The organism is Variovorax sp. Soil_C_17, from assembly GCF_057657265.1.
Map to the genome: position 1 here is coordinate 1669196 of NZ_JBDGIT010000001.1, position 25214 is coordinate 1694409.

The window sequence follows — 25214 nt, forward strand, 5'->3', positions numbered from 1 at the left end:
CCTGCCGCCGGGGCTGGGATAATCATGCCCGTGAAGCGCGCCGGACCGCCGCTGGTGCAAGTCCCGAAAGGGCGCACTGGAGGAAAGTCCGGACTGCACAGGACAGCGCAGGAGCTAACGGCTCTCCACCGCGAGGTGAGGATCAGAGCAACAGAGACGAGTCGGCCGGGGCAACCCGGCCGGGTGAAACGGGCAATCTCTGCGCGCAGCAACACCAAGTAGGCCAGCGTCGATATGGTTCCGTAGAGCTGGCGGGTAGGTGGCACCGAGCCGTCTGGCGACAGACGGCCCAGAGTAATGGCGGTCACGTGGGGGGCAACTCCAACGCACAGAATCCGGCTTACAGGCGCGCTTCACACTTTTTCTTGCTTCATCGCTTCCGCGCGGTGATCAGCAGCGCCGGCATCGCGAAGGCGACCTGGCCGGCGGCATCGACGAAAGGCCTGAATGCTTCCTGCGCCTCGCGCCGCAGGCTTTCGAACTGGTCGTGGTCGAGCAGGCCGCCGAGCGTCCACACGCAGGCGCGCTCCGTCGACACCAGGGCATCGACCGAATCGAAGCGCACCATGCCTTCGTGTTGCGCGACGCTCGCCTCGATGCCCGCCTCGGCGCACAGCGCTCGCAGCCTGGCCGCGTCTCCCAGCACGAAGGGCGCACGGAAGGCGTCGCCGACGCGCCGGCCGAACAGCCGATCGAGCAGCGCGGCCAGCGCCGCATAGCCCGGTGAGCTTTCAAGCGCATCGCAAACCGCCACGGCAAGACGGCCGCCGGGCCGCAGCACGCGCTGCATCTCGCGCAGCGCCGCCACGCGGTCGTCGAAGAACATCAGGCCGAACTGGCTCACGACCGCATCGAAGCTCGCGCCGGCGAAGGGCAGCGATTCGGCGCGGCCCTCGTGCCATCCGATCTCCGGATGCTTGCGCCGGGCGACCGCCAGCATCTCGGGATGGATGTCCAGCCCGAGCACCGACCCGCCGGGCGAGACGCGCCCGGCCACCGCCACGGTCAGCGCACCGGTGCCGCAGGCCACGTCGAGCACGCGCTGGCCCGGACCGATGTGCGCGGCCTCGCACAGCACCGGCCCCCAGTGTCTGAAGAGCGCCGGGACGAATTGCGTTTCGTACACCTCGGCCGGCGAGCACGGGGCGTCTTCGATGGGCGGCGTGAAGATCTTGCTCATGGCGTTCCTCTTCGGTGCAATCGCTGCGTGTAGCATCGTCCAGGCCATGAGCGCGAACCATGACCCGGCGTCCGGATCGCTTGCTGCGGCGTCCGGCTTCGACGTCCTGTCCGACGTGCTGCGCTGCGTGCGTCTCACCGGCTCCATGCTGTTCCTCGTCGATGCGCGTTCGCCGTGGATGTCATGGGCGCCCAGGGCCGATGCGTTCCGCCGTGTCGCGCTGCCCGACGCTCAACACCTGGTCTCCTACCACGTGGTCACGCACGGCAGCTGCTGGGCGGGGCTGCGCGATGCGGAACCCGAGCGCTTCGAAACCGGGGACGTGCTGGTCGTGCCCCACGGCGATGCTTACTTCCTCGCCGATTCGCCCGACACGCCCGCGGCCTACGGCCCCGAGGAAGCAGTGGATTTTTTCCGCAGCATGGCGGCCGGCGAAATGCCCTCGGTCGTGAGCGAGGGCGGAGCGGGCGCCGAGCAGGCGCAGTTCATCTGCGGCTTCCTCGGCTGCGATCGCAGGCCGCTCAACCCGGTGCTCGATGCGCTGCCGCCGATGATCCATCTGCGCAGCGCCATGCGGCCGGACGATCGCATGGGCCACCTGATCGAGTTCGCGCTGTGCGAGTTGCGCGAGCCCTCGTCCGGCGGCCGGGGCGTGCGGCTGCGCCTGGCCGAGCTGATGTTCGTCGAGGTGGTGCGGCGCTACCTCGAAACGGTGGGTGGCGCGCCGGCCGGCTGGCTGGCCGGGCTGCACGATCCGCTGGTCGCGCGCACGCTGGCGCTGCTGCACGCGTCGCCGGCCAGGCACTGGACGCTGGAGGCGCTCGCCGCGCAGGCCGGCAGCTCGCGTTCGGTGCTCGCCGAGCGCTTTGCGCATTTCGTGGGCCTGGCGCCGATGCAGTACCTCACGCAATGGCGCATGCAGCTGGCAAGCCGCCTGCTGACCGAGCCCGGCGCGGGGAAGGTCGCTGCGGTTGCGGAGGCTGTCGGCTACGAATCGGAGGCGGCCTTCAGCCGCGCGTTCAAGAAGTGCGTCGGCCTGCCGCCTTCCGCATGGCGCATGCGTGCGGCGCAATGAGGCCAGAAGTTCAGAAGCGCTCGTGCGGCAACAGATAACGCCATTGGCCGGCCAGCAGGCCCGCGAGCGCCACGCGCCCGATGCGCAGGCGCCGAATCCCCAGCAGCCGCAGGCCGGCGGCCTGGCATTGCTGCGCGATCTGCCCCGGCTGCAAGCCCTTGACGGCGAAGCGCAGGCCGGTGTGCCCCTCGTTCTGCTGGCTCACGCTCACGCGCGCAGGCGCCCGGTCCAGCCGCGCCAGCGCCTCCGGCCCGACCGGGCCGGCCACGTCGACGATCAGCTCGTGCTCCAGCAGCGCCGCGTCCTCGTGCAGCTTGCGCTCGATGCGCCATTCCTGCGTGAAGACGACCAGGCCGCTGGCGGCCGTCTCCAGCGGCGTCATGCAGCGCTGGGCCGCGACGTGGCGCGGCAGGAAGCGCAGCCCCGCGCGCTCCGGCGCGTGATGATTCGCGGGGACCAGCAGGCGATGCGCCTGCTCGATTGCGGTGCCGGCCGGCTTGTGCAGCAGCAGCGTGACGGGCACCACCGGCTCGGGCCGCGCGCCGGCCTCGATCTCGACCTGCTGGTGCGGCTGCACGCGCGACTGCGGCAGCAGTGCCGGCTGACCGTCGACGCGGACCGCGCCGTTCTCGATCAGCAGCTCGGCCTCGCGCCGCGAGCAGCCGGCCAGCGCGGCGACGCGCTTGGCCAGGCGGATGCCTTCGTCCGATTCGTTCATTGCGACGGGCGCTGTCGAATGCGCTCGATGTGTGCCGCCAGCGAGCGTGCGGCCACCGGCCACAGGCGCTGCGGCACGTCGTCGTAGGCGAGCGGCAGCCAGTCCTCGGGCGTGCCCTGCGGCAGGCGCTGCATCGCGGCGGCGATCCTGGCCTCGCGCTTCAGGCGGTGCGCCTTCAGGTGGGCGATGGCGGCGCGCGCCTCGCCCAGCACGTAGCCATGCGCCGGCAGGATGAAGCGGATGTCGCCCTCGGCGCAGACGGCGTCGAGGCGGTCGAGCGAATCGAGGTAGGCGTTCATGTTGCCGTCGGGCGGATCGACCACCGTGGTGCTGCCGTTGAGCACATGGTCGCCGGAGAAGAGCAGGCCGTCTTCCTCCAGCACCAGGCACAGGTGGTTGGCCGCATGGCCGGGCGTGTGCACCGCGCGCAGCGTGTGCGTCGTGCCCCGGCCGTCCTGCAGCAGCAGGCGCTCGCCATCCTCCAGCACGCGCTCGGGCACGAAGTGGGAGTGCGGCCGCGCGGTCGGTGCCGAGGCCAGGCCGAGAATGGGCGGCTTCGGGGATGCCGTGCTGCACATTGCCTGCAGCGGCGCCGCGCCCGGCGAATGGTCGGGGTGCGAATGGGTGCAGACGATCAGGCGGATGTCGCCGCCGGTGGCCTGGTACAGCCGCTCCAGGTGCGCGGCATCGCCGGGGCCCGGGTCGATCACGATGTAGCCCGTGGCCGCATCGCCCACGATGTAGCTGTTGGTGCCGGGGCCGGTCATGGCGCCGGGGTTGGGCGCCGTGAGGCGCCGCAGGTTCTTCAGCAGCGCCACCGGCGCCTCGGTCTGCCAGCCGAGCTCGTGCACGATCTGGCCGTCGGGGCAGACCAGGGCCAGCTCGCCGAAGGGCGATTCGTGCTCCATGTAGCGCGCTTCCTTGCCGCGCAGCAGGCCGGCGCGCGGGCAGCTGGTCCACAGCGGCCCTTCGCCGTCGGGCCGGTTGGCGCAGGCCTCGAGCACCGCCTCGGCCGTCGCGTAGGCGGCCAGCCGCTCCAGCGTTCGCAGCGTCGGGAAGATCATGAAGAAGCCGCCTGACTGGTGCCGCGCCAGCGCGTCGGCCGGCCGCACCCAGCAGGGCTCGAACTGCTCGGCCTCGTCGGCCGTGGGCGTCTGGCCCTCGGGCATGCGCGCGACCAGGAAAGGCACGTCGAAGCGCTTGGGCAGGTCGCGGTCGGTGATCCAGTGGGCGAGGGTGTAAACTTGGTCGGTGGCAAGAAGCAGGCCGTGCGCCGCGCACTGGTCCACCAGCGCGATCGCCGAAGTGGTGCTGCGGTCCATGGCCGCGACCACCGCCGGGTCCACCGCGCGGCCGTCCGGATGCCGGGCGAGCAGCACGCCGAGCTCCTCGAAGCATTCGCGCACCGCGGCGACCGATTGGGTGAGCTGCAGATCGCTCTGCGTGGGCCGGCGCCTTGCCACCGCCTGTGCGACCGCGTCCGCCTCCTCGATGCGCCCGCCCGGGAAAACATAGGCGCCGGGCGCGAAGCTGGCGCCGGCGGAGCGCCGCGTCATCAGCACCTCGATGCCCTCGGGCGTGTCGCGCAGGAGCAGCACGGTGGCGGCAGGCAGCACGGCGGCGGGCTCGCGCGGCGGATGGAGTTGTTGCGTGGGGCGGACCATGGGCCGTCATTATCGGGAGGCGGGCGACGGGCTGCACGATGGCATGGTTGCTGCTGAATAAGCTTCGATGCCATTGCGAATGAGGCGCGCGCCAAAATGCGCTCTCGCTCTCCTCTCTCATTTCAAGGACCGCCATGCCCGCTTCACCTTTTCGCCGCCCGTTCCTTGCCTTCGCCGGCCTCGCGCTCGCGGCGCCGCTGGCCTGGGCACAGGCCGATTGGCCGCAGCAGCCGGTCACGCTGATCATGGGCTTCCCGGCCGGCTCCGGCGTGGACGTGGTGGCCCGCACCATCCAGGAGCCGCTCTCGCAGAAGCTCGGCCAGCCGGTGGTGATCGACTACAAGTCGGGCGCTGCCGGCAACATCGCCAGCGAGTTCGTGGCGCGCGCGAAGCCGGACGGCTACACCCTGGCCTTCGGCACCGCCGCCACCCACGGCAGCAACGCAGCGCTCTACAAGAAGCTGAGCTTCGACGTCGAGGCCGACTTCGTGCCGGTGGCGCCGGTGCTGGACGTCTCGAACGTGCTCACCATCAACCCGGACGTGATCGACGCGAAGACGCTCAAGGAGTTCGTCGATCGGGTCAAGGCGAACCCCGGCAAGTACAACTACGCTTCCACCGGCAACGGCGCCGGCACCCACATGGCCTTTGCCGAGTTCAATTCGCGCCTGGGCCTGGACATGATCCACGTGCCCTACAAGGGCGGGCCGGAGGCCATCACCTCGGTGGTGCGCGGCGAGACCTGCTGCATCATGAACCAGGTGCAGACCGTGCTGCCGCATTACAAGGCCGGCAAGGTGCGGCTGCTGGGCGTGACCACCGCCAAGCCGGTGGCGGCCGTCCGGGAGGTGCCGACCATCGCCTCCAGCGGCATCGCGGGCACGCAGGGCTTCGACAGCTCGATCTGGTTCGGCGTGTTCGCCCCGAAGGGCACCGATGCGCGCATCGTCGAGAAGCTCAACAGCGCCATCCGCGCGGTGCTGGAGCAGCCCGAGATCCGCGAGAAGTTCGAGGGGCAGGGCAACACGGTGCGCATCGAGACGCCGGCGCAATTCAAGCAGACGGTGCACGCCAACCGCGTGAAGTGGGCGGAGGTGGCGAAGGCGGCGAAGATCAGCATCGATTGAGCGCCCACCCCGATCTGCGAAGGCCCGGTGCCCCTCACCGCCACCCGCTCCCGGCGGGAGAGGGCGCAGGAGCGAGCTATCCGCCGGCGCGCGCCCGCTTGAACTTCTCGATCTTCTCCTTCAGTTCCGTGTACTGCTCGCACGGGAACCAGCAGAGCTTGTCCAGCGCCTTCAGGTGCTTCTCCGCGCCGTCCAGCTGGCCGACCTGCAGATAGGCCTCGCCCACGTACTCGTGCGCGTCGCGGTGGCGGGGGTTGAGCTCCAGCGCTTTTTCGTAGTGCTGGAAGGACTTGTCCATCTGGCCCATGTGGCGATAGGCGAAGCCCAGCAGGTTCCAGGCATCGGCGTTCCTGGGGTCGGTGCGGATCGCCCTGTCGAGGTGCCCCACGGCCTGCGACCATTGCTCGGCCTTGACGGCGGTCTGGCCGGCGAGCAGGTCGGGGTCCACTTCCTGGACCGAGGAGCCGCCCCCACCACCCCCACCACCCCCGCCGCCCGCCGGCCATGCCGGCAGGCTGAAGCCGGCGAGACAGGCCAGCGTCGCCAGGAAGATTTTCTTGCGCATGATGAGTGCCTCCTGCTGAGTGCTCCCGCGCCCGCCTCCAACCAGGAATTCGATGCCTGCGGCCGCCGGGTGTCAATGGAGACTTCGCGCAATTGCCCGGCTGCGCAGACGGGCGAATTTCGCTAGGCTTTGCCTTGCAAGCGACAACAACGAGCTCGGAGACAAACACGATGAGCCAGGGCGCATCCCCGCTTCGTCTGCATGTGCCGGAGCCCACCGGGCGGCCGGGCCGCGAGACCGACTTTTCCTACCTGCATCTCTCGCGTGCCGGCGAGGTGCGGCGGCCGCCGGTCGAGGTCGCGCCGGCCGACACCAGCGACCTGGCCTACACGCTGGTGCGCGTGCTCGACGACGAGGGCAGGGCCGTCGGCCCCTGGGTGCCCGAGGCCGATGCCGCGCTGCTGCGCCGCGGGCTGATCGCGATGATGAAGACGCGCATCTTCGACGCCCGCATGCTGATCGCGCAGCGGCAGAAGAAGATCTCCTTCTACATGCAGTGCCTGGGCGAGGAAGCCATCGCCACCGGCCATGCGCTGGCGCTCGTGCAGGGCGACATGTGCTTTCCCACCTATCGCCAGCAGGGCCTGCTGCTCGCGCGCGACGACGTGTCGATGGTGGACCTGATCTGCGAGCTGATGTCCAACGAGCGCGACCCGCTCAAGGGGCGGCAGTTGCCGGTGTGCTATTCGATGAAGCGCGCCGGCTTCTTCTCGATCTCGGGCAACCTGGCCACGCAGTTCATCCAGGCAGTGGGCTGGGGCATGGCCTCGGCCATCAAGGGCGACACGCGCATCGCCTCGGCCTGGATCGGCGACGGTGCCACCGCCGAATCCGACTTCCACACCGCGCTGACCTTCGCGCACGTGTACCGCGCGCCGGTGATCCTCAACGTGGTCAACAACCAGTGGGCGATCTCCACCTTCCAGGCCATCGCCGGCGGCGAGGCCACCACCTTCGCCGCGCGCGGGGTCGGCTGCGGCATCGCCTCGCTGCGCGTGGACGGCAACGATTTCCTGGCCGTGCTGGCGGCCTCGCGCTGGGCGGCCGAGCGTGCCCGCGGCAACCTGGGGCCGACGCTGGTCGAGTGGGTCACCTACCGGGCGGGTGCCCATTCCACCTCGGACGATCCGTCGCGCTACCGGCCCGCCGACGACTGGCAGCACTTCCCGCTGGGCGACCCGGTCGCGCGGCTCGCGCAGCACCTGCGCGGCATCGGCGCCTGGTCGGAGGAAGAGCACCGGAAGACGCAGTCGGAGCTCGAAGCCCAGGTGAGCGCGGCGATGAAGGAGGCCGAGCGTTACGGCTCGCTGGCCGACGGCCATCTGTTCGGCCCGGCGGCGATGTTCGAGGATGTCTACCAGACGATGCCGCCGCACCTGCAGGAGCAGCGCCGGCAGCTCTCGCAGTTTCAGCCGGAGGCCCGCCCATGCCCGCCATGACCATGATCCAGGCCCTGCGCTCGGCCATGGACCTGATGCTGGCGCGCGACGACAACGTCGTGATCTACGGCCAGGACGTGGGCTACTTCGGCGGCGTGTTCCGCGTCACCGAGGGCCTGCAGGCCAAGTACGGCCGCTCGCGCGTGTTCGATGCGCCGATCTCCGAGGGCGGCATCGTCGGCTCGGCCATCGGCATGGGTGCATACGGCCTGCGCCCGGTGGTGGAGGTGCAGTTCGCCGACTACTTCTACCCGGCCTACGACCAGATCGTGTCGGAAGCGGCGCGCCTGCGGTACCGCTCGGCCGGCGACTTCTTCGCCCCCATCACCATCCGCATGCCCTGCGGCGGCGGCATCTACGGCGGGCAGACGCACAGCCAGAGCCCCGAGGTGCTGTTCACCCACGTCTGCGGGCTGCGCACGGTGATGCCCTCCAACCCGCGGGATGCCAAGGGCCTGCTGATCGCCTCGATCGAGAACGACGACCCGGTCATCTTCCTGGAGCCCAAGCGCCTCTACAACGGCCCGTTCGACGGCCACCACGACCAGCCGCTGGTGCCCTGGTCCCAGCATCCGCTGGGCGAGGTGCCCGAGGGCTACTACACCGTGCCGCTGGAGTCGGCCACGGTGTTCCGGCCCGGCGGGGCGCTCACCGCCATCACCTACGGCACGATGGTGTTCGTCTGCGAGGCGGCGGCGCGCGAGACCGGCATCGATGTCGAGATCATCGACTTGCGCAGCCTGTGGCCGCTGGACCTGCCCACGCTGGTCGCTTCGGTAAAGAAGACCGGCCGCTGCGCGATCGTGCACGAGGCCACGCGCAGCAGCGGCTTCGGCGCCGAGCTCACGGCGCTGGTGCAGGAGCACTGCTTCTACCACCTCGAGGCGCCGATCGAGCGCGTGACGGGCTGGGACACGCCCTACCCGCATGCGCAGGAGTGGGCCTACTTCCCCGGCCCGGCACGCGTCGGCGCCGCCTTCCGGCGCCTGATGGAGGACTGAGCGAATGGGCGAGCTTGCGATCAAGGTCCCGGACATCGGCGAGGGCATCGCCGAGGTGGAGCTGGTCGCCTGGTGGGTGCAGCCCGGCGAGAAGGTGGCGGAAGACCAGGTGCTGGCCGACGTGATGACCGACAAGGCCACGGTCGAGCTTCCCTCGCCGGTGGCCGGCAAGGTGCTCTCGCTGGGCGCCACGGTCGGGCAACTGATCGCGGTGGGTGCGGAGCTGATTCGCATCGAGGTGGAAGGGGCTGGCAACGTGGAGGTGCCCGGCACGCAGACGGACGGGCCGACGCTGGCGCCTGCACCGGCGCCGTCGCTGGCACCAGCACCGGCCCTAGCACCGGCACCAGCACCGGCGCGCCCGTCCGTCGTCGCTTCGGCCGGCAAGCCCGCGCCCGCGCCCGTGCAACAGGGCGAGCGCCCCATCGCCTCGCCCGCCGTGCGTCGCCGCGCGTGGGAGCTCGGCATCGACCTGCGGCTGATACCCGCCAGCGGCACCGCCGGCCGCATCGTGCAGGCCGACCTCGACGCCTGGCAGGCCCGCCATCCCGACGCACGCCGTGAGTCGCAGCAGCCCCCCGCGATGGCCCCGCGCGGCGTCGAGCGCCACGACGAAGAGGCCGTGCCCATCACCGGCGTGCGCCGCCGCATCGCGCAGCGCATGCAGGAGTCGGCGCGCCGCATTCCGCATTTCACCTACGTCGAGGAGGTCGACGTCAGCGACGTGGAGCGCCTGCGCGCGCAGCTCAACGAACGCTGGAAGGGCGAGCGCCCGCACCTGACGCTGCTGCCCCTGTTGGTGCGCGCGCTGGTGCTGGCGGTGCAGCGCTATCCGCAGACCAACGCCCGCTTCGACGATGACGCCGGCGTGCTCACGCGCCACGGCGCGGTGCACGTGGGCATCGCCACCCAGACCGAGGCGGGCCTCATGGTGCCGGTGCTGCGGCATGCCGAAGCCCGCGAGCCGTGGTCCAGTGCCGCCGAGATCGCCCGCCTGGCGGCCGCCGCGCGCGCCGGGCATGCCACGCGCGACGAGCTGAGCGGCTCGACCATCACCATCACCAGCCTGGGTGCGCTGGGCGGCATCGCCTCCACGCCGATCATCAACCTGCCCGAGGTGGCGATCGTGGGCGTCAACCGCATCGTGCTGCGGCCTGTGATGCGCGACGGCGCGATGCTGCCCCGCAGCATGATGAACCTGTCCTGCTCCTTCGACCACCGCGTGATCGACGGCCAGTACGCGGCCGGGTTCGTGCAGGCGATGCGGGCCTCGCTGGAATCTCCAGCCCTGCTTTTTGTCGATTAGCAGCGGGTTTGCGAGCGTGTGACATCCATGCTGCCGACTCCTAGAATCCGCCGCATGGGGTCCGCCAGAACATGGTTGATGGCACTGGTCCTCCTGGCAAATGGGAGTGCCTTCGCCTGCGGCTTCGGTGCCAGTGCCTTCAAGTGGCCGGGCGGGGCTCATGCCACGGCAGTGGCCAGTTCTGAAGCCGTGTCTCCCGCGGCGCCGTCCGCCACCCCCGCCACCCCCGCAACCCGCATCGTGGTCCTGATGCAGCTCGACGGTGCCATCGGACCCGCCTCCGCCGACTATGTGCGCCGCGGCCTCGCCCTCGCCGCCCAGAAGGGCGCGCGCCTCGCCGTGCTGCAACTCGACACGCCCGGCGGCCTCGATGCCTCGATGCGCAGCATCGTCAAGGACATCCTCGCCTCGCCCGTGCCGGTCGCGACCTTCGTGGCACCCAGCGGCGCGCGTGCCGCCAGCGCCGGCACCTACATCCTCTACGCCAGCCACATCGCGGCCATGGCGCCCGCCTCCAACCTGGGCGCCGCGACGCCGGTGGCGATCGGCATGCCGACGCCGGGGCGGCCCGATGCGAAACCCGGCGACAAGAACGAAAAGGAATCCGCCCCCGATGCGATGACCGCCAAGCGCCTGTCCGACGCCTCGGCCTACATCCGCAGCCTCGCGCAGCTGCGCCATCGCAATGCCGAGTGGGCCGAGCTGGCGGTGCGCGAGTCGGTCAGCCTGTCGGCCCAGGAGGCGCTGCAGAAGCGGGTGATCAATATCGTGGCGCAGGACGTGGCCGACCTGCTGATGCAGGTCAACGGCCGCGATGTGGAGATGGACCGCGGCACCGTGCGCCTCGCCACGCAGCGCGCGCAGCTGCTGGCGTTCGACGCCGACTGGCGCAGCCGCCTGCTGTCGGTGATCACCGAGCCCAGCCTGGCGCTGATCCTGTTGATGATCGGCATTTACGGCCTGCTGTTCGAGTTCTCCAGTCCGGGCTTCGTGCTGCCCGGCGTGGTGGGCGCGATCTGCCTGACGCTGGCGCTCTTCGGGCTGCAGATGCTGCCCGTCAACTACGCGGGCCTGGCGCTGATCCTGCTGGGCGTGGCCTTCCTGGTTGCCGAGGCCTTCCTGCCCAGCTTCGGCGTGCTGGGGCTGGGCGGCATCGCCGCCTTCGCCTTCGGCGCGGTGCTGCTGATCGACAACGACGCGCCGGGCTTCGGCGTGCCGGTGTGGGTGGTCGCGCTGAGCAGTGCGGTCTCGGCGCTCTTCATCATCGTGGTTGCAGGCATGGCGGCCAAGGCGAGGCACCGCCCGGTGGTCAGCGGCGTCACGACGCTGGTGGGCACCACGGGCGAGCTGGTCGAGTTCGCCGATGGCGAGGGCTGGGCCCAGATCCAGGGCGACTACTGGCGCGTGACCGGCACCGGCGACCTGTACGCGGGCCGCCGCGTTCGCGTGAGCGGCGTGCAGGGCAGCGCGCTGCAGGTGGCGCCGGAAGGCCAGGAGTCGGCCGCGAGGGCCTGACCATGTTCTTCAACCTGAGCCTCGCGCTCACCGTGCTCGTCGTGGTGTTCGCGATCGTCATCATCGCCGCTTCGCTGCGCATCCTGCGCGAGTACGAGCGCGGCGTGGTGTTCCAGCTCGGCCGCTTCTGGAAGGTCAAGGGCCCGGGGCTGGTGATCCTGATCCCCGGCATCCAGCAGATGGTGCGGGTCGGCCTGCGCGTGATGGTGCTGGACATCCCGAGCCAGGACGTGATCACGCGCGACAACGTCTCGGTGAAGGTGAACGCGGTGCTCTACTTCCGCGTGGTCGATGCCCAGAAGGCCATCATCCAGGTCGAGAAATACTTCGAGGCCACCAGCCAGCTCGCGCAGACCACGCTGCGCGCGGTGCTGGGCAAGCACGAGCTCGACGACCTGCTGGCCGAGCGCGAGCGCCTCAACCTCGACATCCAGAAGACGCTGGAGTCGCAGACCGACGCCTGGGGCATCAAGGTGACCAATGTCGAGATCAAGCACGTCGACCTCAACGACAACATGGTGCGCGCGATCGCGCGCCAGGCCGAGGCCGAGCGCGAACGCAGGGCCAAGGTGATCCATGCGGAGGGCGAGCTGCAGGCCTCGGTCAAGCTGGCCGAGGCGGCCGAGATCCTGGCGCGCGAGCCGCAGGCGCTGCAACTGCGCTACCTGGAGACACTGACCGTCATTGCGGCCGACAAGAACTCGACCATCATCTTTCCGTTGCCGCTGGATATCGTGGGGCCGCTGTTGCAGTGGCTGCAGAAGAAGCCCGAGGGGTGATCGCGTCTTGCACCGGACCTATCCACGGCCGGCAGCCCCTGCGCGTGGCAAGATGCCGCGTCCTGTCCCCCCACCGCCCGGGTCCCTCGCATGCTCATCAACTGCGTCGCCTACGAGAACGGCACCAAGCTGGCCGACATTCCCGTTTCCGAGATCAGCGACTACGTCTCGCTGCCCGGCTGCTTCGTCTGGGTCGCGCTGCACGACCCCACGCCCGCGGAGCTGGCGGAGGTGCAGGAGGAGTTCGAGCTGCACCCGCTGGCGGTCGAGGACGCGCAGCACGGCCACCAGCGGCCCAAGGTCGAGGAGTACGCGGACTCGCTGTTCGTGGTGTTGCACCTGGTCGAATTGGGCCGGGCGGGGACGCCTTTCGAGCTGTCCGTGGGCGAGCTCGATGTGTTCGTCGGCCGCAACTACGTGGTCTCGGCGCGCAACCGCAGCGAGCACGGCTTCGTCGAGGTGCGCGAGCGCTGCGAGCGCGAGCCCGAGCTGCTGAAGAACGGGCCCGGCTTCGTGCTCTATGCGCTGATGGACGCGGTGGTCGACCGCTACTTCCCCGTCATCGATGCCTTCGAGGTCGAGCTCGAGGCCATCGAGCAGCGCATCTTCACCAAGGGTTCGGCGCGCGAGAACATCAAGCAGCTCTACGAGCTCAAGCAGCGCCTCACGCTGCTCAAGCATGCCGTCGCACCGCTGCTCGAAGGCACCGGCAAGCTGCACGGCGGGCGCGTGCCGCAGATCTGCGTCGGCTCGCAGGACTACTTCCGGGACGTGGTCGACCACCTGGGCCGCATCAACAACACCATCGACTCGATGCGCGACACCATCGGCACCGCCATCAGCGTCAACCTCTCGATGGTCACGATCGAGGACAACGAGGTCACCAAGCGCTTTGCCGCCTGGGCGGCCATCTTCGCCGTGTGCACCGCCTTCGCCGGCATCTGGGGCATGAACTTCGAGCACATGCCGGAGCTGAAGTGGCGCTACGGCTACTGGGCCGCGGTGGGCCTGATCGCGAGCTTGTGCGGCTTGCTGTACTACCGCTTCAGGCGGGCGGGCTGGGTTTAGTGGCCCGTCACCATCCGCCGGTGGCGAACAGGCTCGCGAGGTCCGGCGCCTGCTGCGCGGCGCCGGCGCCGGCGATCACGCGCTGCTCCAGCTCGTCGAGGTGCCCCAGGGCCACGGAGAGCGCCCTCGCGAGCGAGGCGGCCGAGAGCGCCTCGATGATCTGCTCGTGCTCCCGCGGGGCGCAGCTCGCGGCCTCCGCCGAGTCGTACAGGGCCTTGTAGAGCTCGGTGTTGGCGACCAGGCGCTGCAGATAGGACAGCAGCTCTTCGCTGCCCGTCATGCGCGCGAGCAGCAGGTGGAACTCGCCCGCCAGGCGGATCGCGTCTTCGCGCCGCCCTTCCTTGAAGGCCCGCTGCTCGGCCTGCACGTGCTTGCGCAGGGCCGCGCCCTGCTCGCGCGACAACTGTCCGAACAGCGTCGCGACCACCCCCGCCTCGACGATGCGGCGCGCGCGGTAGATGCCGCGCATGTCCTCGATCGAGGGGTTGGGCACGAAGGCGCCGCGGTTGTGTTCCAGCACCAGCCTCTTTTCCATGCCCAGCCGTGCCAGCACTTTCCGGATGGCACCGCGCGTGCAGCCCAGCGCCTCGGCCAGGGCGCGTTCGCGCAGCGGCGTGCCGGGGCGCAGCTTGCCGCTCAGCAGGGCTTTCGAGACGGCGGCGTAGACGCGCTCGTCCACGCTGGTGGAGTCGGCGGATGCCTTCGCCGGTATGCCGCGCGCAGCGGGTGCCCTGGAGGCGGAAGATGCGGTGGACGTGCGAAGGCGGGCGGTGGGCATGAAAGAGCGGGAAAGGCGTGCCGGAAATATTAACCGCCGTCCTCCCGTCGCGGCGATCCGGCCGGGATTGACGAAGCGATGGTCAATCTTTACCATGCGTTTGGTTAACCAAAAATATCGCAATAGTTGACCATACAGCTGGCCAAACCCCTGTTGCCCAACTCCGCTTCTTCGTTTTCCTGGAATCCGCCATGTCCCCACCCTCGCTGCTGCTTCGCAATGTGCGCCCGCTGGGCGACGCTGCCGTCGACCTGCTGGTGCAGGACGGCCGCATCGCCGCTCTCGGCCCCGCGCTCGCAGCCGTGGCGGACTGCGAGGTGGAGGAGGGCGGCGGCGCCCTGCTGCTGCCCGGCCTGGTCGAGGGCCACACCCACCTGGACAAGACGCTGTGGGGCCTGGACTGGTACCGCAACGAGGTCGGTCCCCGCCTGGTCGATCGCATCGACAACGAGCGCGCCTTCCGCCGGGACAGCGGCCACGACGCGGCGGCGCAGTCGCGGGCGCTGGCCAGGGCCTTCCTGGCGCTGGGCACCACGCGCCTGCGCACCCACGTGGACATCGACACCGAGGCCGGCCTGCGGCATCTCGAAGGCGTGCTGCGCACCCGCGATGCGATGCAGGACGTGCAGCAGATCCAGATCGTGGCCTTTCCGCAGTCGGGCCTGCTGGGGCGCCCCGGCACGGCCGAACTGCTGGACCAGGCCCTGGCGCGGGGGGCCGACGTGCTGGGCGGCCTGGACCCCTGCGCGATCGATGGCGATCCGGTGCGTTCGCTGGACCTGCTCTTCGAGATCGCGCAGCGCCACGGCCGGCCGCTCGACATCCACCTGCACGAGCCCGGCGCGATGGGCGCCTTCTCGCTGGAACTCATCCTCGATCGAACGGCCGCGCTGGGCCTGCAGGGCCGCGTCGCGATCAGCCACGGCTTCTGCCTCGGCGACCTGCCCGAGCGCGACTGCGAGGCGCTGCTGGCGCGCATGGCGAAGCTGGGCGTGGCGCTGATCACCAGCGCGCCGGCCGCGCGCGCCGTGCCGCCGCTCCTGGCCTGCCGCAGGGCCGGCGTCACGGTGCTGGGCGGCAACGACGGCATCCGCGACACCTGGTCGCCCTACGGCAGCCCCGACATGCTGGAGCGCGCGATGCTGATCGGCCTGCGCTACAACCTGCGGCGCGACGACGAGCTCGCAGTCGCGCTCGACTGCGTGACGGAGGCGGGCGCGCGCGGCTGCGGCTTCGGGGCCTACGGCCTGGCGCCCGGCTGCCGCGCCGATCTGGTGCTGGTCGAGGCGCAGACCGTCGCGCAAGCCGTGGTCGCACGGCCGCCGCGGCGGCTGGTGGTGTCGGGCGGGCGCGTCGTGGCGCGCGAAGGTGTGCTCTTGCCGGGCGTGGTGCCGGCGTGAGCGGCGTCCGGCTGCCCGAAGGCGCAGCCACTCCAGCGATCGGCGCCGGCGCGCGCCAAGGTGCCGGCATCGGCTTCGCGCTGGTGATCGTGGCGGTCGCGCTCAATCTGCGCGCCTTCCTCACGGCCAGCAGTCCGCTGCTGGGCGAGATCCGCGCCGCCACCGGCCTCGATTTCCGCGACGCCGCGATGCTCACCGTGCTGCCGATGCTGGCCATGGGGCCGATGTCGCTGGCCGGCGTTGCGCTGGGCCGATGGCTCGGCGAGCGCGCCGCGCTGCTGCTGGGCCTGGCCGCCATCGTGCTGGCCTGCGCGAGCCGCGCTTTCTCGAGCGCGGCGGCACTGCTCCTGGGCAGCGCCGCGCTCGCGGGCCTGGGCGTGGGGCTGGTGCAGGCGCTGATGCCCGCGATCATCAAGCGGGCCTACCCGGTCGGCATGGGTCTGGCGATGGGCCTTTACTCGGCCGCCCTCATGGGCGGCGGCGGGCTCGGCGCGCTGGGCGCGCCATGGGTGGCGCGCCGTGCGGGCGACTGGCATGCGGGGCTGGCGATCTGGGCCTTGCCGGCGCTGGCGGCGCTGCTGGCCTGGGTGCTGGCCGGCCGCGCCATCTCGACGCCGGCGAGTGCCGGACGCAGGGGTGGCGGTTGGCTGCTGCAGTGCCTGCGCAGCCGGCGCGCCTGGTTGCTCGCCCTTTACTTCGGGCTTCTCAACGGCGGCTACACCAGCCTGGTCGCCTGGCTGCCGCCTGCCTTTGTGCAGCGGGGCTGGAGCAGCCAGGAGGCGGGTGCGCTGCTCGCGCTGATGACCGCCGCGCAGGTGCTGGCGGCACTCGTGATGCCGGCGCTGGCGCGCGGCCGGCGCGACCTGCGTCTGTGGCTCGCCGCGCTGCTGCTGATCCAGATTGCCGGCTTCGGCGGCCTGTTCCGGGAGCTGCCCGCAGCCACAGGCGTGGTCGTGCTGCTGGGCTTCGGTCTCGGCGGCGGCTTCTCGCTGTGCATGGTGCTCGCGCTCGATCACCGGCCCGACCCGGCGGAGGCCGGCGCGCTGGCTGCCTTCATGCAGTGCTTCGGCTTCATGATCGCGGCGCTGGCGCCTTTCGCCACCGGCTGGGTGCGCGGGATGAGCGGCGGCTTCGGCGCGGGCTGGTTGTACCTCGCGGTGATGGCGCTCGCGCTGATTCCGATGACGGCCTGCTTCGCGCCTCGGCGCTATGGGGAGTCGACGCGGGGGATCTTTGCTCGCGGGACGTGATCGCGGAGCCTCCGACGTGCACGCACCCCTCGCTAGCCGCCGTCGCTTCCGAACAACCCCAGGACTTCTCCGAACAGCGCCGTGTCAGGCGATGCAAAGGCTTCCAGCAGGCTGAAGTGATCCGCCCCGGCCTCGATGTGCAGCGCAGAGCGATTGCCGGCGGCACTCCACGCCGCGTGGAAGTCCCGGCTCTGCGCCACGAAGGCCGGCGTTTCCGCGCCACCCACCCCGACGAGTGCCGGCGCCGCGCCGGTGCGCACGCGATGCAGGGGCGAGCAGGCCTTCGCGCTGGCCGCGTCGAGCTGCAGCTTGTCGTTCAGCGTGGTCGCCACCAGCGGGGCCAGGTCGTAGATGCCGCTCAGCGCCGCCACGCCCGCGATCGGCGCCGCGCCGGGCTGCTGCGCCAGCGCCAGCTCGACGGCGATGTGCGCGCCCGCCGAATGGCCGGCGAGCACCAGCGCACCGCCGCCACCGGCCTGCGCGCGGATCGCCGGCACGCAGGCCCGCGCCGCCTCGACCAGGGCGGCCACCGAGACCTCCGGGCACAGCGGGTAGTTGACCAGCGCGACATGGATGCCGGCCCGCACGTAGGGGGGCGCGACGAAGCGGAAGCCCGACCTGTCCCGCGACTGCCAGTAGCCGGCGTGGAAGTAGGCCAGCGTGCCGCGCGGGCTGCCGCGCGCCGGGAAGAAGTCGAAGGTCTGGCGCGCGTGCGGGCCGTAGGGCAGGTCGAGCGCGCAGTCGGCGGCGGCCGCTGCGGCGCGGCTGCGGGCCTCGTAGTCCGCGAGCAGGGCCGGGAAGGCGGGGCGCGCCTGCCCTTGGACGTACTGGTACTGGGGGTCGTCGTTCATGCGCTTGCTTTCGGCCGCTGGAGCCATGGATCATTCTTCCAGATCGCAGCGCCCGGGCGCGCCGGAGCAGGAGGCCCTCTCCTACAAGGCCGCGCGCCGGCGCGCGCCCATACTTCGGAGCCTCTCTTCCCGCGGAAACCATTCGATTTGAAAGTGAAAGCCTCACCCGGAGCCAGAAGCTGGATCGTCGCCGGAGTGCGGCACGAGTTGCTCACGCGCGCCCTGCCGGCGCTGCGGCACGACATGGCCGCACCCCTGTCGGTGATCCGCATGAGCCTGCTGCTGCTCAAGCACCGTGCGGCGGCGGCGTCGCCGGACGAAGGCGCGTCGGAGGAGCCGCTCGAAGCCATCTCCCAGCAGGTCGATGCCTTGGCCGACGGCGTGCGCTCGCTGCGCGACTGGGAGCTGGTCGCGAGCGACGACGGCATCACGCGCAGCACGCTGGTGCAGCGCTGCGCCTCGCTGATGCGCGCGGCCTTCGAGCTCCATGGCATCGGGCTGCACGTGGATGAGGACCTGATCGCCGGCACGCCCGACGAGCCGCGCTTCCCGGAGGGCGCGGCCCTGCGCTACATGGTGCTGGGCGCGCTGGGCTACCTGCACGACACCACCGAGCGGCTCGGCGCCCTTCACATCGAGGCCGACGGGCCCGAGGGCCTGCGCTTCGTCGCGACCCATGGCGATTCGGCCCTCGCCGATTCGATGCCGCCGATGGCGGGCGCCCTGCGCGCACCGCGCAAGCTGGCCATCGATGCCGTGGCGCTGCAGGCGCTGGCGGACGGGCTGGGCTATCCGGTGGCGGTCGAGGGCGAGACGGTGCGGCTCACGCTGCGCTCCAGCTGAAGCCGGGCGTTCCCCGGCCGGTGCCGATCAGCGCGTTTCGCGCCGGTCCGGCGGAACGTACCAACGTGTCGCGGCCAGCTCGGGCTCGTCATGGGCCTGCAGCCGCGCCCAATGGCGGTCGGCATCTTCCACGAACAGGTCGCGCGCGATCGCCTGGGCCAGGCGGGTCGCGCCGATCGCCAGGCCGGGGATGTCGCCCGCCAGCGCGCCGTGGCTCATGGTGGCGCCCCAGTTGAAGAGGCGCATGCGCGAGAGCGCGGCGGCGGCGTCCGGCGCCCCGGGCGCATGGGCGCGCAGCTCGAAGCCGGCGCCCAGGTAGGGAAAGCGCGCCGGCTCGGGGTAGCGCCGTGCCTCCTCGGGGGGCACATGGCGGGCCCAGGTGTCGACCAGCGGCGTGTAGCGCGCGATCTCCGGTCGGTCGAGCAGGTCGACGTCGAAGCCGGTGCCGAAGATCACCGCATCGAAGCGCTCGCTGCCGCCGTCGGGCAGGGCGACCGTCACGCCGTCCTCGTCGGGCGCCACGTCCAGCCAGGGCGTGCCCAGGCGCAGCGTGAAGGCTTCGTGCGCGTCGCAGCGTCGCACGCTCTCCCAGGGCGGCGGCACCTGCTCGTCGAAGATGTAGGTGTAGACGCGCCACTTGCGCGGATCGTCCAGCCCCTCGAAGCCGCGCAGGAAGCCGTGGCTGGAGGCGGCCTTGCTCTTGTTGATCTGCGGCAGCTGCGGCCGGCGCGCGAACAGCTGCACCTGGGCGGCGCCGGCCTCCAGCGCGCAGCCCGCGTTGTCGAAGGCCGAGGCGCCGGCGCCGAGCACGCCGATGCGCCGGCCTTCGAGGGCGGCAAAGTCGATCGCATCGGCCGAATGGAACACCCGGCCGGCCGCGAGCGGGTCGTCGCGCCGCAGCGTCGGGAAGTCGGGCCAGCGCGGCGCGCCGCTGCCGTCGCGGCCCAGCGCCAGCACCAACTGGCGCGCGCGCACGGTCTCGCGCCGGCCCGCCGGGCCTTCCAGCTCGATCACGAGCAGGCGGCCGTCTTCGTCGTGCGAGACCGAGCGCAAGCCGATGCCGTTGTCCACCGCCAGGCCGGCCGTGTCGCGCACCCACAGCAGGTAGTCGCGCCAGTCGATGCGGCCGATCTTGTGCAGCGCCTGCCAGCCCTCGCTGCCGTGCTGCGCCTCGTACCAGGCGCGGAAGGAGAGCGAAGGCACGCCGAGCTCCGGCCCGCCGACCTGCTTGGGACTGCGCAGCGTGAGCATGCGTGCATAGGTGCCCCAGGGGCCTTCCTCGCCGCGCGGGGCGCGGTCGATCACGCGGATGTTCGTCAGGCCCTCCCGGCGCAGCGCGAACGCGGCGGTCTGGCCGCACATGCCGGCGCCGGCCACCAGCACGTCGAGCACCGGCGAAGCGTCGGTGGCGGAATCGGCCGGGAGCATCCACGCGGGCGGCGGGACGTTGATGCGTTCGAGGTCGGCGCGCGCCTGGCGGGCGAGGGCCTCGAGCGCCGCCGCGTCGCGCGGGCTGGTGGTGAACTGCGGGGGCACCGGCGGCAGCGCGGCCGAAGGGAGTTCGTCGTCAGGCATGGCCTGAAGATAATCCAGAAGATGATCGCCCTCGACTGCTACTACAGCCTTTCCTCGCCCTGGGCCTACCTCGGCGGCCCGCAACTGCAGGACATCGTGCGCCGCCACCACGTGCGCCTCACGCTCAAGCCCTACGACTTTCAGGCCGTGGTGCCGCAGACCGGTGGCATTCCGCTGAAGACCCGGCCGCAGGCGCGCCGCAGCTACCACGCGCTCGAGCTCGCCCGTTGGCGGGACTACCTGGGCATGCCGCTGGTGCTGGAGCCGGCGCACTATCCCAAGGGCAAACCGTCCGATCCGGACTGGAACAAGTACGCCGGCTGGATGGTGATCGCCGCCCAGTTGCAGGGGCTGGACGCACAGCCGCTCTCGCATGCGCTGCTGCGCGCGCTGTGGGCCGAGGAGCGCGACACCTCGAAAGCCGAGGTGCGCATCGCGGTGGCCGACGAGAACGGCTACGACGGCGCGGCGCTGCAGGCGCTGGAGCAGGGCGCGGAGACGCAGGCCACGTACCGTGCCAACAGCGCCGAGGCGGTGGAGAGGGGCGTGTTCGGGTCGCCGACCTATGTCCTGGAGGGGGAGCGCTTCTGGGGGCAGGACCGGCTGGCCTTTCTGGACCGGGCGCTCGACCGCATGCGCCGCTGATCGGAAACCCGGCGCGGCAGATAATCCCCCGATGCGAATCCGCTTCAACAAGATGCAGGGCGCCGGCAACGACTTCGTCGTGCTGGACGAGACCCGCGGCGCGCTGGGCCTCGACGCGGCGCAGTACCGCTTCCTGGCCGACCGCCATTTCGGCGTCGGCGCCGACCAGATCCTCAGCGTGCGGCCCGCGCCGGCCGAAGGCGTCGACTTCGAGTACGTGATCCACAACGCCGACGGCGGCGAGGTCGAGCAATGCGGCAACGGCGCGCGCTGCTTCATGCGCTTCGTGCGCGAGCACGGCCTGACCGACAAGGAGCAGGTGCGGGTGCAGACGCTGTCGGGCGTGATCGAGCCCAGGATGGGCGCGGACGGCCGCGTCACGGTGGACATGGGCGCCCCCATCTTCGAGCCGCAGCGCGTGCCCTTCGACACCGCCGGGCTCGACCCGCAGCACGACAGCGGCTGGCACACCTGGCATCTCACCCTGGGCACGCACGCCGACAGTGCCAAGGTGTCGGTGGCGGTGCTCTCGATGGGCAATCCGCATGCGGTGCAGATCGTGCCCGATGTCGATACCGCGCCGGTGGCCAAGCAAGGGCCCGCGATCGAGCACCATCCGCGCTTTCCGCAGCGCGTCAATGCCGGCTTCATGCAGATCGTCGATCGCAGCCACGTGCGCCTGCGCGTGTTCGAGCGCGGCGCCGGCGAGACGCTGGCCTGCGGCACCGGCGCCTGCGCCGCGGTGGTGGCGGGCATCCGGCTCGGGCGGCTCGATGCGCGCGTCGACGTGCAGACCCACGGCGGGCTGCTGACCATCGAATGGGCCGGCGACGGCGCGCCGGTGCTGATGACCGGCCCCGCCGTCACGGTGTTCGAGGGCGAGATCGAGGTCCCCGATGCCCCATAAAGCGCCATGAAATCCAATCACAAAGACGCCATGAACCCCATCACCGAAGACGACATCGCCAACTACCTCTCGAACACGCCCGACTTCTTCGAACGCCATGCGCAGCTGCTGGCGCAGGTGCAGCTCACCAGCCCGCACGGCAATCGCGCGGTCAGCCTGCAGGAGCGCCAGGCCGAGATGCTGCGCGAGAAGATCAAGGCGCTGGAGCACCGCGTGATGGACATGGTGCGCCACGGCACCGAGAACGTGGTGACGGCCGACCGCCTCCAGCGCTGGACGCGCGGGCTCTTGACCATGCGCGATCCGCGGTCGCTGCCCACGCGCATCGCGGGCGACCTGCAGACGCTGTTCGTGGTGCCGCAGGTCACGATCAAGGTCTGGGACTGCGACAGCAGCTACCTCCACGAGCCCTACGCGCAGCACGTGAGCGAGGACATGAAAGCGCTGGCCACCTCGCTGACCGCGCCTTATTGCGGCCTCAACGCCGGCTTCGAGGTCGCCAGCTGGCTGGCCGAGCCGCAGGCGGCGGTGTCGATCGCGCTGATTCCGCTGCGGCCCGAGGCCGATGCGCCGGCCTTCGGCCTGCTGGTGCTGGCATCGCCCGATGCGCATCGCTTCAACGCGGAAATGGGCACCGACTTCCTGGAGCGCATCGCCGAGCTGGCCTCGGCGGCGCTGTCGCGGCTGCGCGCTTGATCGCGCGGCTGCGGCGCGCGCTGCCGGGCGCGCTGCTGGTGTCGCTGCTGGGCTATGCCGCGATCCACTGCACCGTCTGGCTGCATGCGCGCGAGCGGCTCGCGCATCCGCCCGGGCAGGCAGCCGACGTGGCGCTGGTACTCGGCAATCGCGCGTACCGGGACGGCCGGCCCAACCCCTGCCTCACGGGACGCGTCGACGTCGCCGTCGCACTGGCACGTGCCGGGCTGGTACGCCAGCTCGTGTTCTCGGGCGGGATCGACCGGGAGGACGGGCGCATCGAGGCCGAGGTGATGCAGCAGCATGCGCGTGCCTCAGGCTACGCAGGCCCGCTGCTGCTGGAGGCGGTGTCGCAATCCACGCGGGAGAACCTGTCGATGTCCTGGCATCTGCTCGAGGCCGCGGGCGTGAAGCGCGTGATCGTCGTCTCCGAGCCGTATCACTTGTGGCGCGTCGAGCGGCTGGCGCGGGCCACCGGCTTCGACGGCCGTTTCGAGGTGCAGTACGCCGCCGCGTCCACCCCCTGCTGGCAGCGCTGGGGCATGGCCTTCCGGGGCGCGTTGCGTGAGCCGCTTGCCATCGTGAACAATGCCGTCAATGGATACCTCCACTGAATCGCCGCTCGTCGAGAAATACCTCGAGCACGTGCGGGTCGAGCGCCGATTGGCGGAGCGCAGTGTCGAGCTCTATGCGATCCACCTGAAGACGCTGGTGCAGAAGGCGCAGGCCGCGGGGCTGGCGCTGGACCAGGTGGAGACCGCGCACGTGCGCCGCTGGATGGCGCAATTGCACAGCGCGGGCCGTGAGTCGCGCGGCATTGCGCTGGTGCTGTCCTGTTGGCGCGGCTTCTACCGGTGGATGGGTCACGAAGGGCGGATCGGCTCGAACCCGGTGCAGGACGTCCACGCGCCGAAGGCCGGGCGGCCACTGCCGAAAGCGCTGGCGGTCGACGAGGCGGTGCAGCTCGCCGAGCTGCACGACGACGAGGCCGACCCGTGGATCGAGGCGCGCGACCGCGCCATCGTGGAGCTGCTCTACGGCTGCGGCCTGCGCGTCAGCGAGCTGACCGGCCTGGATCTGCGCGCAAGCAACACCGCGCGCGGCTGGGTGGACCTCGACGCGCGGGAGGCCAGCGTGCTGGGCAAGGGCAGCAAGCGGCGCAGCGTCCCGGTGGGCGCCAAGGCGGCCGAGGCGCTGGCAGCCTGGATCGCACGGCGCGAGGACTGCGCGGCGCTGCCGGCGGCGCAGCTGCGCGATCCGGCCGGCGCCGCGGCGCTCTTCATCGGCCGCACCGGCGTGCGCATGTCCTCGCAAGGGGTCTGGCGCCAGCTGCGCCAGCGCAGCCTGAAGGCCGGCCTGGCCGCGCCGGTGCATCCGCACATGCTGCGCCATTCCTTCGCCAGCCATGTGCTGCAGTCCAGCAGCGACCTGCGCGCCGTGCAGGAGCTGCTGGGCCATGCCAGCATCTCGACGACGCAGATCTACACGCGCCTGGATTTCCAGCACCTGGCCAAGGCCTACGACGCGGCGCATCCCCGGGCCAAGGCTCGCGAGGAAGCCGCCCCCACGATCGTCAAGAACAAGAGCAAATGAAAGTCCTGCGCCTTCGCCCCGGTAAGGAGCGCTCGCTCCTTCGCCGCCACCCCTGGGTCTTCGAATCGGCCATCGCCAAGGGCGGCGGCGACGCCGGCGAGACCGTGCGCATCGAGGCCGAGGACGGCCGCTTCCTGGCCTGGGCGGCCTTCAGCCCGCATTCCAAGATCCGCGCGCGGGCCTGGAGCTTCGACGAGCAGCAGCGCATCGACGCGGCCTTCATGGCGTCGCGGGTATCGAGCGCGGTGGCGGCGCGGGAGCGCTTCGAGCTGCCGAGCGAGGGCGTGCGCCTGGTCCATGGCGAGGCCGACGGCCTGCCGGGGCTGATCGTCGACCGCTACGGCGACACGCTGGTGGCGCAGTTTCTGTCGGCCGGCGCCGAGCGCTGGAAGCCGGTGCTGGCGGATGCGCTGCTGGCTGCCACCGGCCTCGCGAAGCTCTACGAGCGCTCCGATGCGAGCGGCCGCGAGCGCGAGGGCCTGCCGCCGGTTTCCGGCTGGCTGCGCGGCAGCGGGCCCACCGAGCTCACCATCCGCGAGCACGACTGGCAGCTCACGCTGGACATCGCCACCGGCCACAAGACCGGCTTCTACCTCGACCAGCGCGACAGCCGCCGGCGCTTCGCCGATCTGGCACGGCACCGGCGCTTCCGGCGCGTGCTCAACTGCTTCTGCTACACCGGCGGCTTCACGGTGGCGGCGCTGGCCGGGCTGAAGGCGGCGGGCGCGTTGGAAGGGGCGGAGCTGCTGTCCATCGACTCCTCGCTTCCGGCGCTGGAGCGCGCCCGGGCCCACGTGGCCCTCAATGGCTTCGAAGGGGCCCGCACGGAGTTCCTCGATGCCGACGTCAACGCCAGCCTGCGCCGCTTCCTCGACGAGGGCCGCAGCTTCGACGCCATCGTGCTGGACCCGCCCAAGTTCGCCCCCACCGTGGCCCATGCCGAGCGCGCGGCGCGGGCCTACAAGGACCTCAACCGCCTGGCGCTGAAGCTGCTCGAGCCGGGCGGCGTGCTGCTGACCTTCTCCTGCTCGGGCGGCATCGGCGCCGACCTGTTCCACAAGATCGTGGCCTCGGCCGGCATCGACGCCGGCGTGGACGGCTACATCAGCGAGCGCCTGGGCGCGGCACCGGACCACCCCATGACGATCGAATTCCCGGAGGGCGAATACCTGAAAGGCCTTCTGGTGGTGCGCAAATAGGCCGCTCGGGCCCTGGTGGCCTTTTGCCCCTGCCGGAACG

General features: G+C 71.0%; 24 protein-coding genes and 1 other RNA gene. 18 read left to right on the forward strand and 7 right to left on the reverse strand.

Annotation, left to right across the window (positions count from 1 at the left end; translation table 11 throughout):
- Positions 1–32: 32 nt before the first annotated feature.
- Positions 33–359, forward strand: an RNA gene (rnpB, locus tag AC3A6Y_RS08095) — RNase P RNA component class A.
- Positions 360–370: 11 nt separating this feature from the next.
- On the opposite strand, the gene AC3A6Y_RS08100 is transcribed toward rnpB, so the two are convergent.
- Entirely contained in the window at positions 371–1180 is an 810-nt protein-coding gene (locus tag AC3A6Y_RS08100; protein ID WP_487867673.1) for a methyltransferase domain-containing protein, read from the reverse strand.
- Positions 1181–1226: 46 nt separating this feature from the next.
- Here AC3A6Y_RS08100 and AC3A6Y_RS08105 point away from each other — a divergent pair, with 46 nt between their 5' ends.
- Positions 1227–2255: an AraC family transcriptional regulator gene (locus AC3A6Y_RS08105; RefSeq protein WP_487867674.1), complete on the forward strand. Its 1029-nt coding sequence runs from the start codon at positions 1227–1229 to the stop codon at positions 2253–2255.
- A gap of 10 nt (positions 2256–2265) precedes the next feature.
- Here AC3A6Y_RS08105 and AC3A6Y_RS08110 read toward each other — a convergent pair whose 3' ends face one another.
- Both AC3A6Y_RS08110 and AC3A6Y_RS08115 read right to left on the reverse strand, forming a co-directional pair.
- Positions 2266–2973, reverse strand: a complete 708-nt coding sequence (locus AC3A6Y_RS08110; protein WP_487867675.1) for an RNA pseudouridine synthase — start codon at positions 2971–2973, stop codon at positions 2266–2268.
- A complete protein-coding gene (locus AC3A6Y_RS08115) occupies positions 2970–4637 on the reverse strand; it encodes an MBL fold metallo-hydrolase (RefSeq protein ID WP_487867676.1) in 1668 nt (555 codons plus the stop codon). The genes AC3A6Y_RS08110 and AC3A6Y_RS08115 overlap by 4 nt, the downstream gene beginning before the upstream one ends.
- A gap of 134 nt (positions 4638–4771) precedes the next feature.
- On the opposite strand from AC3A6Y_RS08115, the gene AC3A6Y_RS08120 reads away from it, so the two are divergent.
- Complete coding sequence (locus AC3A6Y_RS08120; RefSeq protein ID WP_487867677.1) at positions 4772–5764, forward strand: Bug family tripartite tricarboxylate transporter substrate binding protein; 993 nt, start codon at positions 4772–4774, stop codon at positions 5762–5764.
- 76 nt (positions 5765–5840) lie between these two features.
- Here AC3A6Y_RS08120 and AC3A6Y_RS08125 read toward each other — a convergent pair whose 3' ends face one another.
- The gene (locus AC3A6Y_RS08125) at positions 5841–6329 is read right to left on the reverse strand and encodes a tetratricopeptide repeat protein (RefSeq protein WP_487867678.1); all 489 of its coding nucleotides are present in this window, start codon (positions 6327–6329) and stop codon (positions 5841–5843) included.
- Between the two features lie 170 nt (positions 6330–6499).
- Here AC3A6Y_RS08125 and AC3A6Y_RS08130 point away from each other — a divergent pair, with 170 nt between their 5' ends.
- From AC3A6Y_RS08130 to corA, 6 genes are all read left to right on the forward strand, one after another.
- The gene (locus AC3A6Y_RS08130; protein WP_487867679.1) at positions 6500–7768 is read left to right on the forward strand and encodes a thiamine pyrophosphate-dependent enzyme; all 1269 of its coding nucleotides are present in this window, start codon (positions 6500–6502) and stop codon (positions 7766–7768) included.
- On the forward strand, positions 7756–8769 hold the full coding sequence (locus AC3A6Y_RS08135) for an alpha-ketoacid dehydrogenase subunit beta (protein WP_487867680.1): 1014 nt from the start codon (positions 7756–7758) through the stop codon (positions 8767–8769). The genes AC3A6Y_RS08130 and AC3A6Y_RS08135 overlap by 13 nt, the downstream gene beginning before the upstream one ends.
- Before the next feature lie 4 nt (positions 8770–8773).
- On the forward strand, positions 8774–10075 hold the full coding sequence (locus AC3A6Y_RS08140) for a dihydrolipoamide acetyltransferase family protein (RefSeq protein ID WP_487867681.1): 1302 nt from the start codon (positions 8774–8776) through the stop codon (positions 10073–10075).
- Between the two features lie 78 nt (positions 10076–10153).
- On the forward strand, positions 10154–11590 hold the full coding sequence (locus AC3A6Y_RS08145) for an NfeD family protein (protein WP_487867682.1): 1437 nt from the start codon (positions 10154–10156) through the stop codon (positions 11588–11590).
- Positions 11591–11592: 2 nt separating this feature from the next.
- Complete coding sequence (locus AC3A6Y_RS08150; protein WP_487867683.1) at positions 11593–12369, forward strand: slipin family protein; 777 nt, start codon at positions 11593–11595, stop codon at positions 12367–12369.
- Between the two features lie 90 nt (positions 12370–12459).
- Positions 12460–13437, forward strand: a complete 978-nt coding sequence (corA, locus tag AC3A6Y_RS08155) for a magnesium/cobalt transporter CorA (protein WP_487867684.1) — start codon at positions 12460–12462, stop codon at positions 13435–13437.
- A gap of 7 nt (positions 13438–13444) precedes the next feature.
- Here corA and AC3A6Y_RS08160 read toward each other — a convergent pair whose 3' ends face one another.
- On the reverse strand, positions 13445–14215 hold the full coding sequence (locus tag AC3A6Y_RS08160) for a GntR family transcriptional regulator (protein WP_487867685.1): 771 nt from the start codon (positions 14213–14215) through the stop codon (positions 13445–13447).
- 191 nt (positions 14216–14406) lie between these two features.
- Here AC3A6Y_RS08160 and AC3A6Y_RS08165 point away from each other — a divergent pair, with 191 nt between their 5' ends.
- Together AC3A6Y_RS08165 and AC3A6Y_RS08170 are read left to right on the forward strand one after the other, a co-directional pair.
- Entirely contained in the window at positions 14407–15615 is a 1209-nt protein-coding gene (locus AC3A6Y_RS08165) for an amidohydrolase family protein (RefSeq protein WP_487867686.1), read from the forward strand.
- A complete protein-coding gene (locus AC3A6Y_RS08170) occupies positions 15612–16865 on the forward strand; it encodes a cyanate transporter (protein WP_487867687.1) in 1254 nt (417 codons plus the stop codon). Before AC3A6Y_RS08165 ends, AC3A6Y_RS08170 begins: the two co-directional genes overlap by 4 nt.
- A 32-nt stretch (positions 16866–16897) precedes the next feature.
- Here the strand turns inward: AC3A6Y_RS08170 and AC3A6Y_RS08175 are convergent, their stop codons facing one another.
- On the reverse strand, positions 16898–17716 hold the full coding sequence (locus tag AC3A6Y_RS08175; RefSeq protein WP_487867688.1) for an alpha/beta hydrolase: 819 nt from the start codon (positions 17714–17716) through the stop codon (positions 16898–16900).
- A 153-nt stretch (positions 17717–17869) separates the two neighbouring features.
- On the opposite strand from AC3A6Y_RS08175, the gene AC3A6Y_RS08180 reads away from it, so the two are divergent.
- On the forward strand, positions 17870–18559 hold the full coding sequence (locus AC3A6Y_RS08180; RefSeq protein ID WP_487867689.1) for a histidine kinase: 690 nt from the start codon (positions 17870–17872) through the stop codon (positions 18557–18559).
- A 27-nt stretch (positions 18560–18586) separates the two neighbouring features.
- Here AC3A6Y_RS08180 and AC3A6Y_RS08185 read toward each other — a convergent pair whose 3' ends face one another.
- A complete protein-coding gene (locus tag AC3A6Y_RS08185; RefSeq protein ID WP_487867690.1) occupies positions 18587–20134 on the reverse strand; it encodes an FAD/NAD(P)-binding protein in 1548 nt (515 codons plus the stop codon).
- 21 nt (positions 20135–20155) lie between these two features.
- Here AC3A6Y_RS08185 and AC3A6Y_RS08190 point away from each other — a divergent pair, with 21 nt between their 5' ends.
- Genes AC3A6Y_RS08190 through AC3A6Y_RS08215 form a run of 6 tightly spaced genes read left to right on the forward strand, consistent with a single transcriptional unit; the run spans position 20156 to position 25174 of the window.
- Positions 20156–20779 (forward strand): DsbA family protein, encoded by a 624-nt coding sequence (locus tag AC3A6Y_RS08190; RefSeq protein WP_487867691.1) that lies wholly within the window; start codon positions 20156–20158, stop codon positions 20777–20779.
- Positions 20780–20810: 31 nt separating this feature from the next.
- Positions 20811–21686: a diaminopimelate epimerase gene (dapF, locus tag AC3A6Y_RS08195; protein ID WP_487867692.1), complete on the forward strand. Its 876-nt coding sequence runs from the start codon at positions 20811–20813 to the stop codon at positions 21684–21686.
- 30 nt (positions 21687–21716) lie between these two features.
- A complete protein-coding gene (locus AC3A6Y_RS08200) occupies positions 21717–22382 on the forward strand; it encodes a DUF484 family protein (protein ID WP_487867693.1) in 666 nt (221 codons plus the stop codon).
- Positions 22379–22996 carry a YdcF family protein gene (locus AC3A6Y_RS08205; protein ID WP_487867694.1) on the forward strand — a complete coding sequence of 206 codons (618 nt, stop codon included), beginning with the start codon at positions 22379–22381 and terminating at the stop codon, positions 22994–22996. Before AC3A6Y_RS08200 ends, AC3A6Y_RS08205 begins: the two co-directional genes overlap by 4 nt.
- Entirely contained in the window at positions 22980–23975 is a 996-nt protein-coding gene (locus AC3A6Y_RS08210) for a tyrosine-type recombinase/integrase (protein ID WP_487867695.1), read from the forward strand. The genes AC3A6Y_RS08205 and AC3A6Y_RS08210 overlap by 17 nt, the downstream gene beginning before the upstream one ends.
- Positions 23972–25174, forward strand: coding sequence for a class I SAM-dependent rRNA methyltransferase (locus AC3A6Y_RS08215; RefSeq protein ID WP_487867696.1), 1203 nt, complete (start codon positions 23972–23974; stop codon positions 25172–25174). Before AC3A6Y_RS08210 ends, AC3A6Y_RS08215 begins: the two co-directional genes overlap by 4 nt.
- The last annotated feature ends 40 nt before the right edge of the window (positions 25175–25214 follow it).

Coding starts and splice junctions, on each gene's coding strand:
- AC3A6Y_RS08100 (WP_487867673.1), bottom strand. CDS start 1,180: ATGAGCAAGATCTTCACGCCGCCCATCGAAGACGCCCCGTGCTCGCCG.
- AC3A6Y_RS08105 (WP_487867674.1), top strand. CDS start 1,227: ATGAGCGCGAACCATGACCCGGCGTCCGGATCGCTTGCTGCGGCGTCC.
- AC3A6Y_RS08110 (WP_487867675.1), bottom strand. CDS start 2,973: ATGAACGAATCGGACGAAGGCATCCGCCTGGCCAAGCGCGTCGCCGCG.
- AC3A6Y_RS08115 (WP_487867676.1), bottom strand. CDS start 4,637: ATGGTCCGCCCCACGCAACAACTCCATCCGCCGCGCGAGCCCGCCGCC.
- AC3A6Y_RS08120 (WP_487867677.1), top strand. CDS start 4,772: ATGCCCGCTTCACCTTTTCGCCGCCCGTTCCTTGCCTTCGCCGGCCTC.
- AC3A6Y_RS08125 (WP_487867678.1), bottom strand. CDS start 6,329: ATGCGCAAGAAAATCTTCCTGGCGACGCTGGCCTGTCTCGCCGGCTTC.
- AC3A6Y_RS08130 (WP_487867679.1), top strand. CDS start 6,500: ATGAGCCAGGGCGCATCCCCGCTTCGTCTGCATGTGCCGGAGCCCACC.
- AC3A6Y_RS08135 (WP_487867680.1), top strand. CDS start 7,756: ATGCCCGCCATGACCATGATCCAGGCCCTGCGCTCGGCCATGGACCTG.
- AC3A6Y_RS08140 (WP_487867681.1), top strand. CDS start 8,774: ATGGGCGAGCTTGCGATCAAGGTCCCGGACATCGGCGAGGGCATCGCC.
- AC3A6Y_RS08145 (WP_487867682.1), top strand. CDS start 10,154: ATGGCACTGGTCCTCCTGGCAAATGGGAGTGCCTTCGCCTGCGGCTTC.
- AC3A6Y_RS08150 (WP_487867683.1), top strand. CDS start 11,593: ATGTTCTTCAACCTGAGCCTCGCGCTCACCGTGCTCGTCGTGGTGTTC.
- corA (WP_487867684.1), top strand. CDS start 12,460: ATGCTCATCAACTGCGTCGCCTACGAGAACGGCACCAAGCTGGCCGAC.
- AC3A6Y_RS08160 (WP_487867685.1), bottom strand. CDS start 14,215: ATGCCCACCGCCCGCCTTCGCACGTCCACCGCATCTTCCGCCTCCAGG.
- AC3A6Y_RS08165 (WP_487867686.1), top strand. CDS start 14,407: ATGTCCCCACCCTCGCTGCTGCTTCGCAATGTGCGCCCGCTGGGCGAC.
- AC3A6Y_RS08175 (WP_487867688.1), bottom strand. CDS start 17,716: ATGAACGACGACCCCCAGTACCAGTACGTCCAAGGGCAGGCGCGCCCC.
- AC3A6Y_RS08185 (WP_487867690.1), bottom strand. CDS start 20,134: ATGCCTGACGACGAACTCCCTTCGGCCGCGCTGCCGCCGGTGCCCCCG.
- AC3A6Y_RS08190 (WP_487867691.1), top strand. CDS start 20,156: ATGATCGCCCTCGACTGCTACTACAGCCTTTCCTCGCCCTGGGCCTAC.
- dapF (WP_487867692.1), top strand. CDS start 20,811: ATGCGAATCCGCTTCAACAAGATGCAGGGCGCCGGCAACGACTTCGTC.
- AC3A6Y_RS08200 (WP_487867693.1), top strand. CDS start 21,717: ATGAACCCCATCACCGAAGACGACATCGCCAACTACCTCTCGAACACG.
- AC3A6Y_RS08210 (WP_487867695.1), top strand. CDS start 22,980: ATGGATACCTCCACTGAATCGCCGCTCGTCGAGAAATACCTCGAGCAC.
- AC3A6Y_RS08215 (WP_487867696.1), top strand. CDS start 23,972: ATGAAAGTCCTGCGCCTTCGCCCCGGTAAGGAGCGCTCGCTCCTTCGC.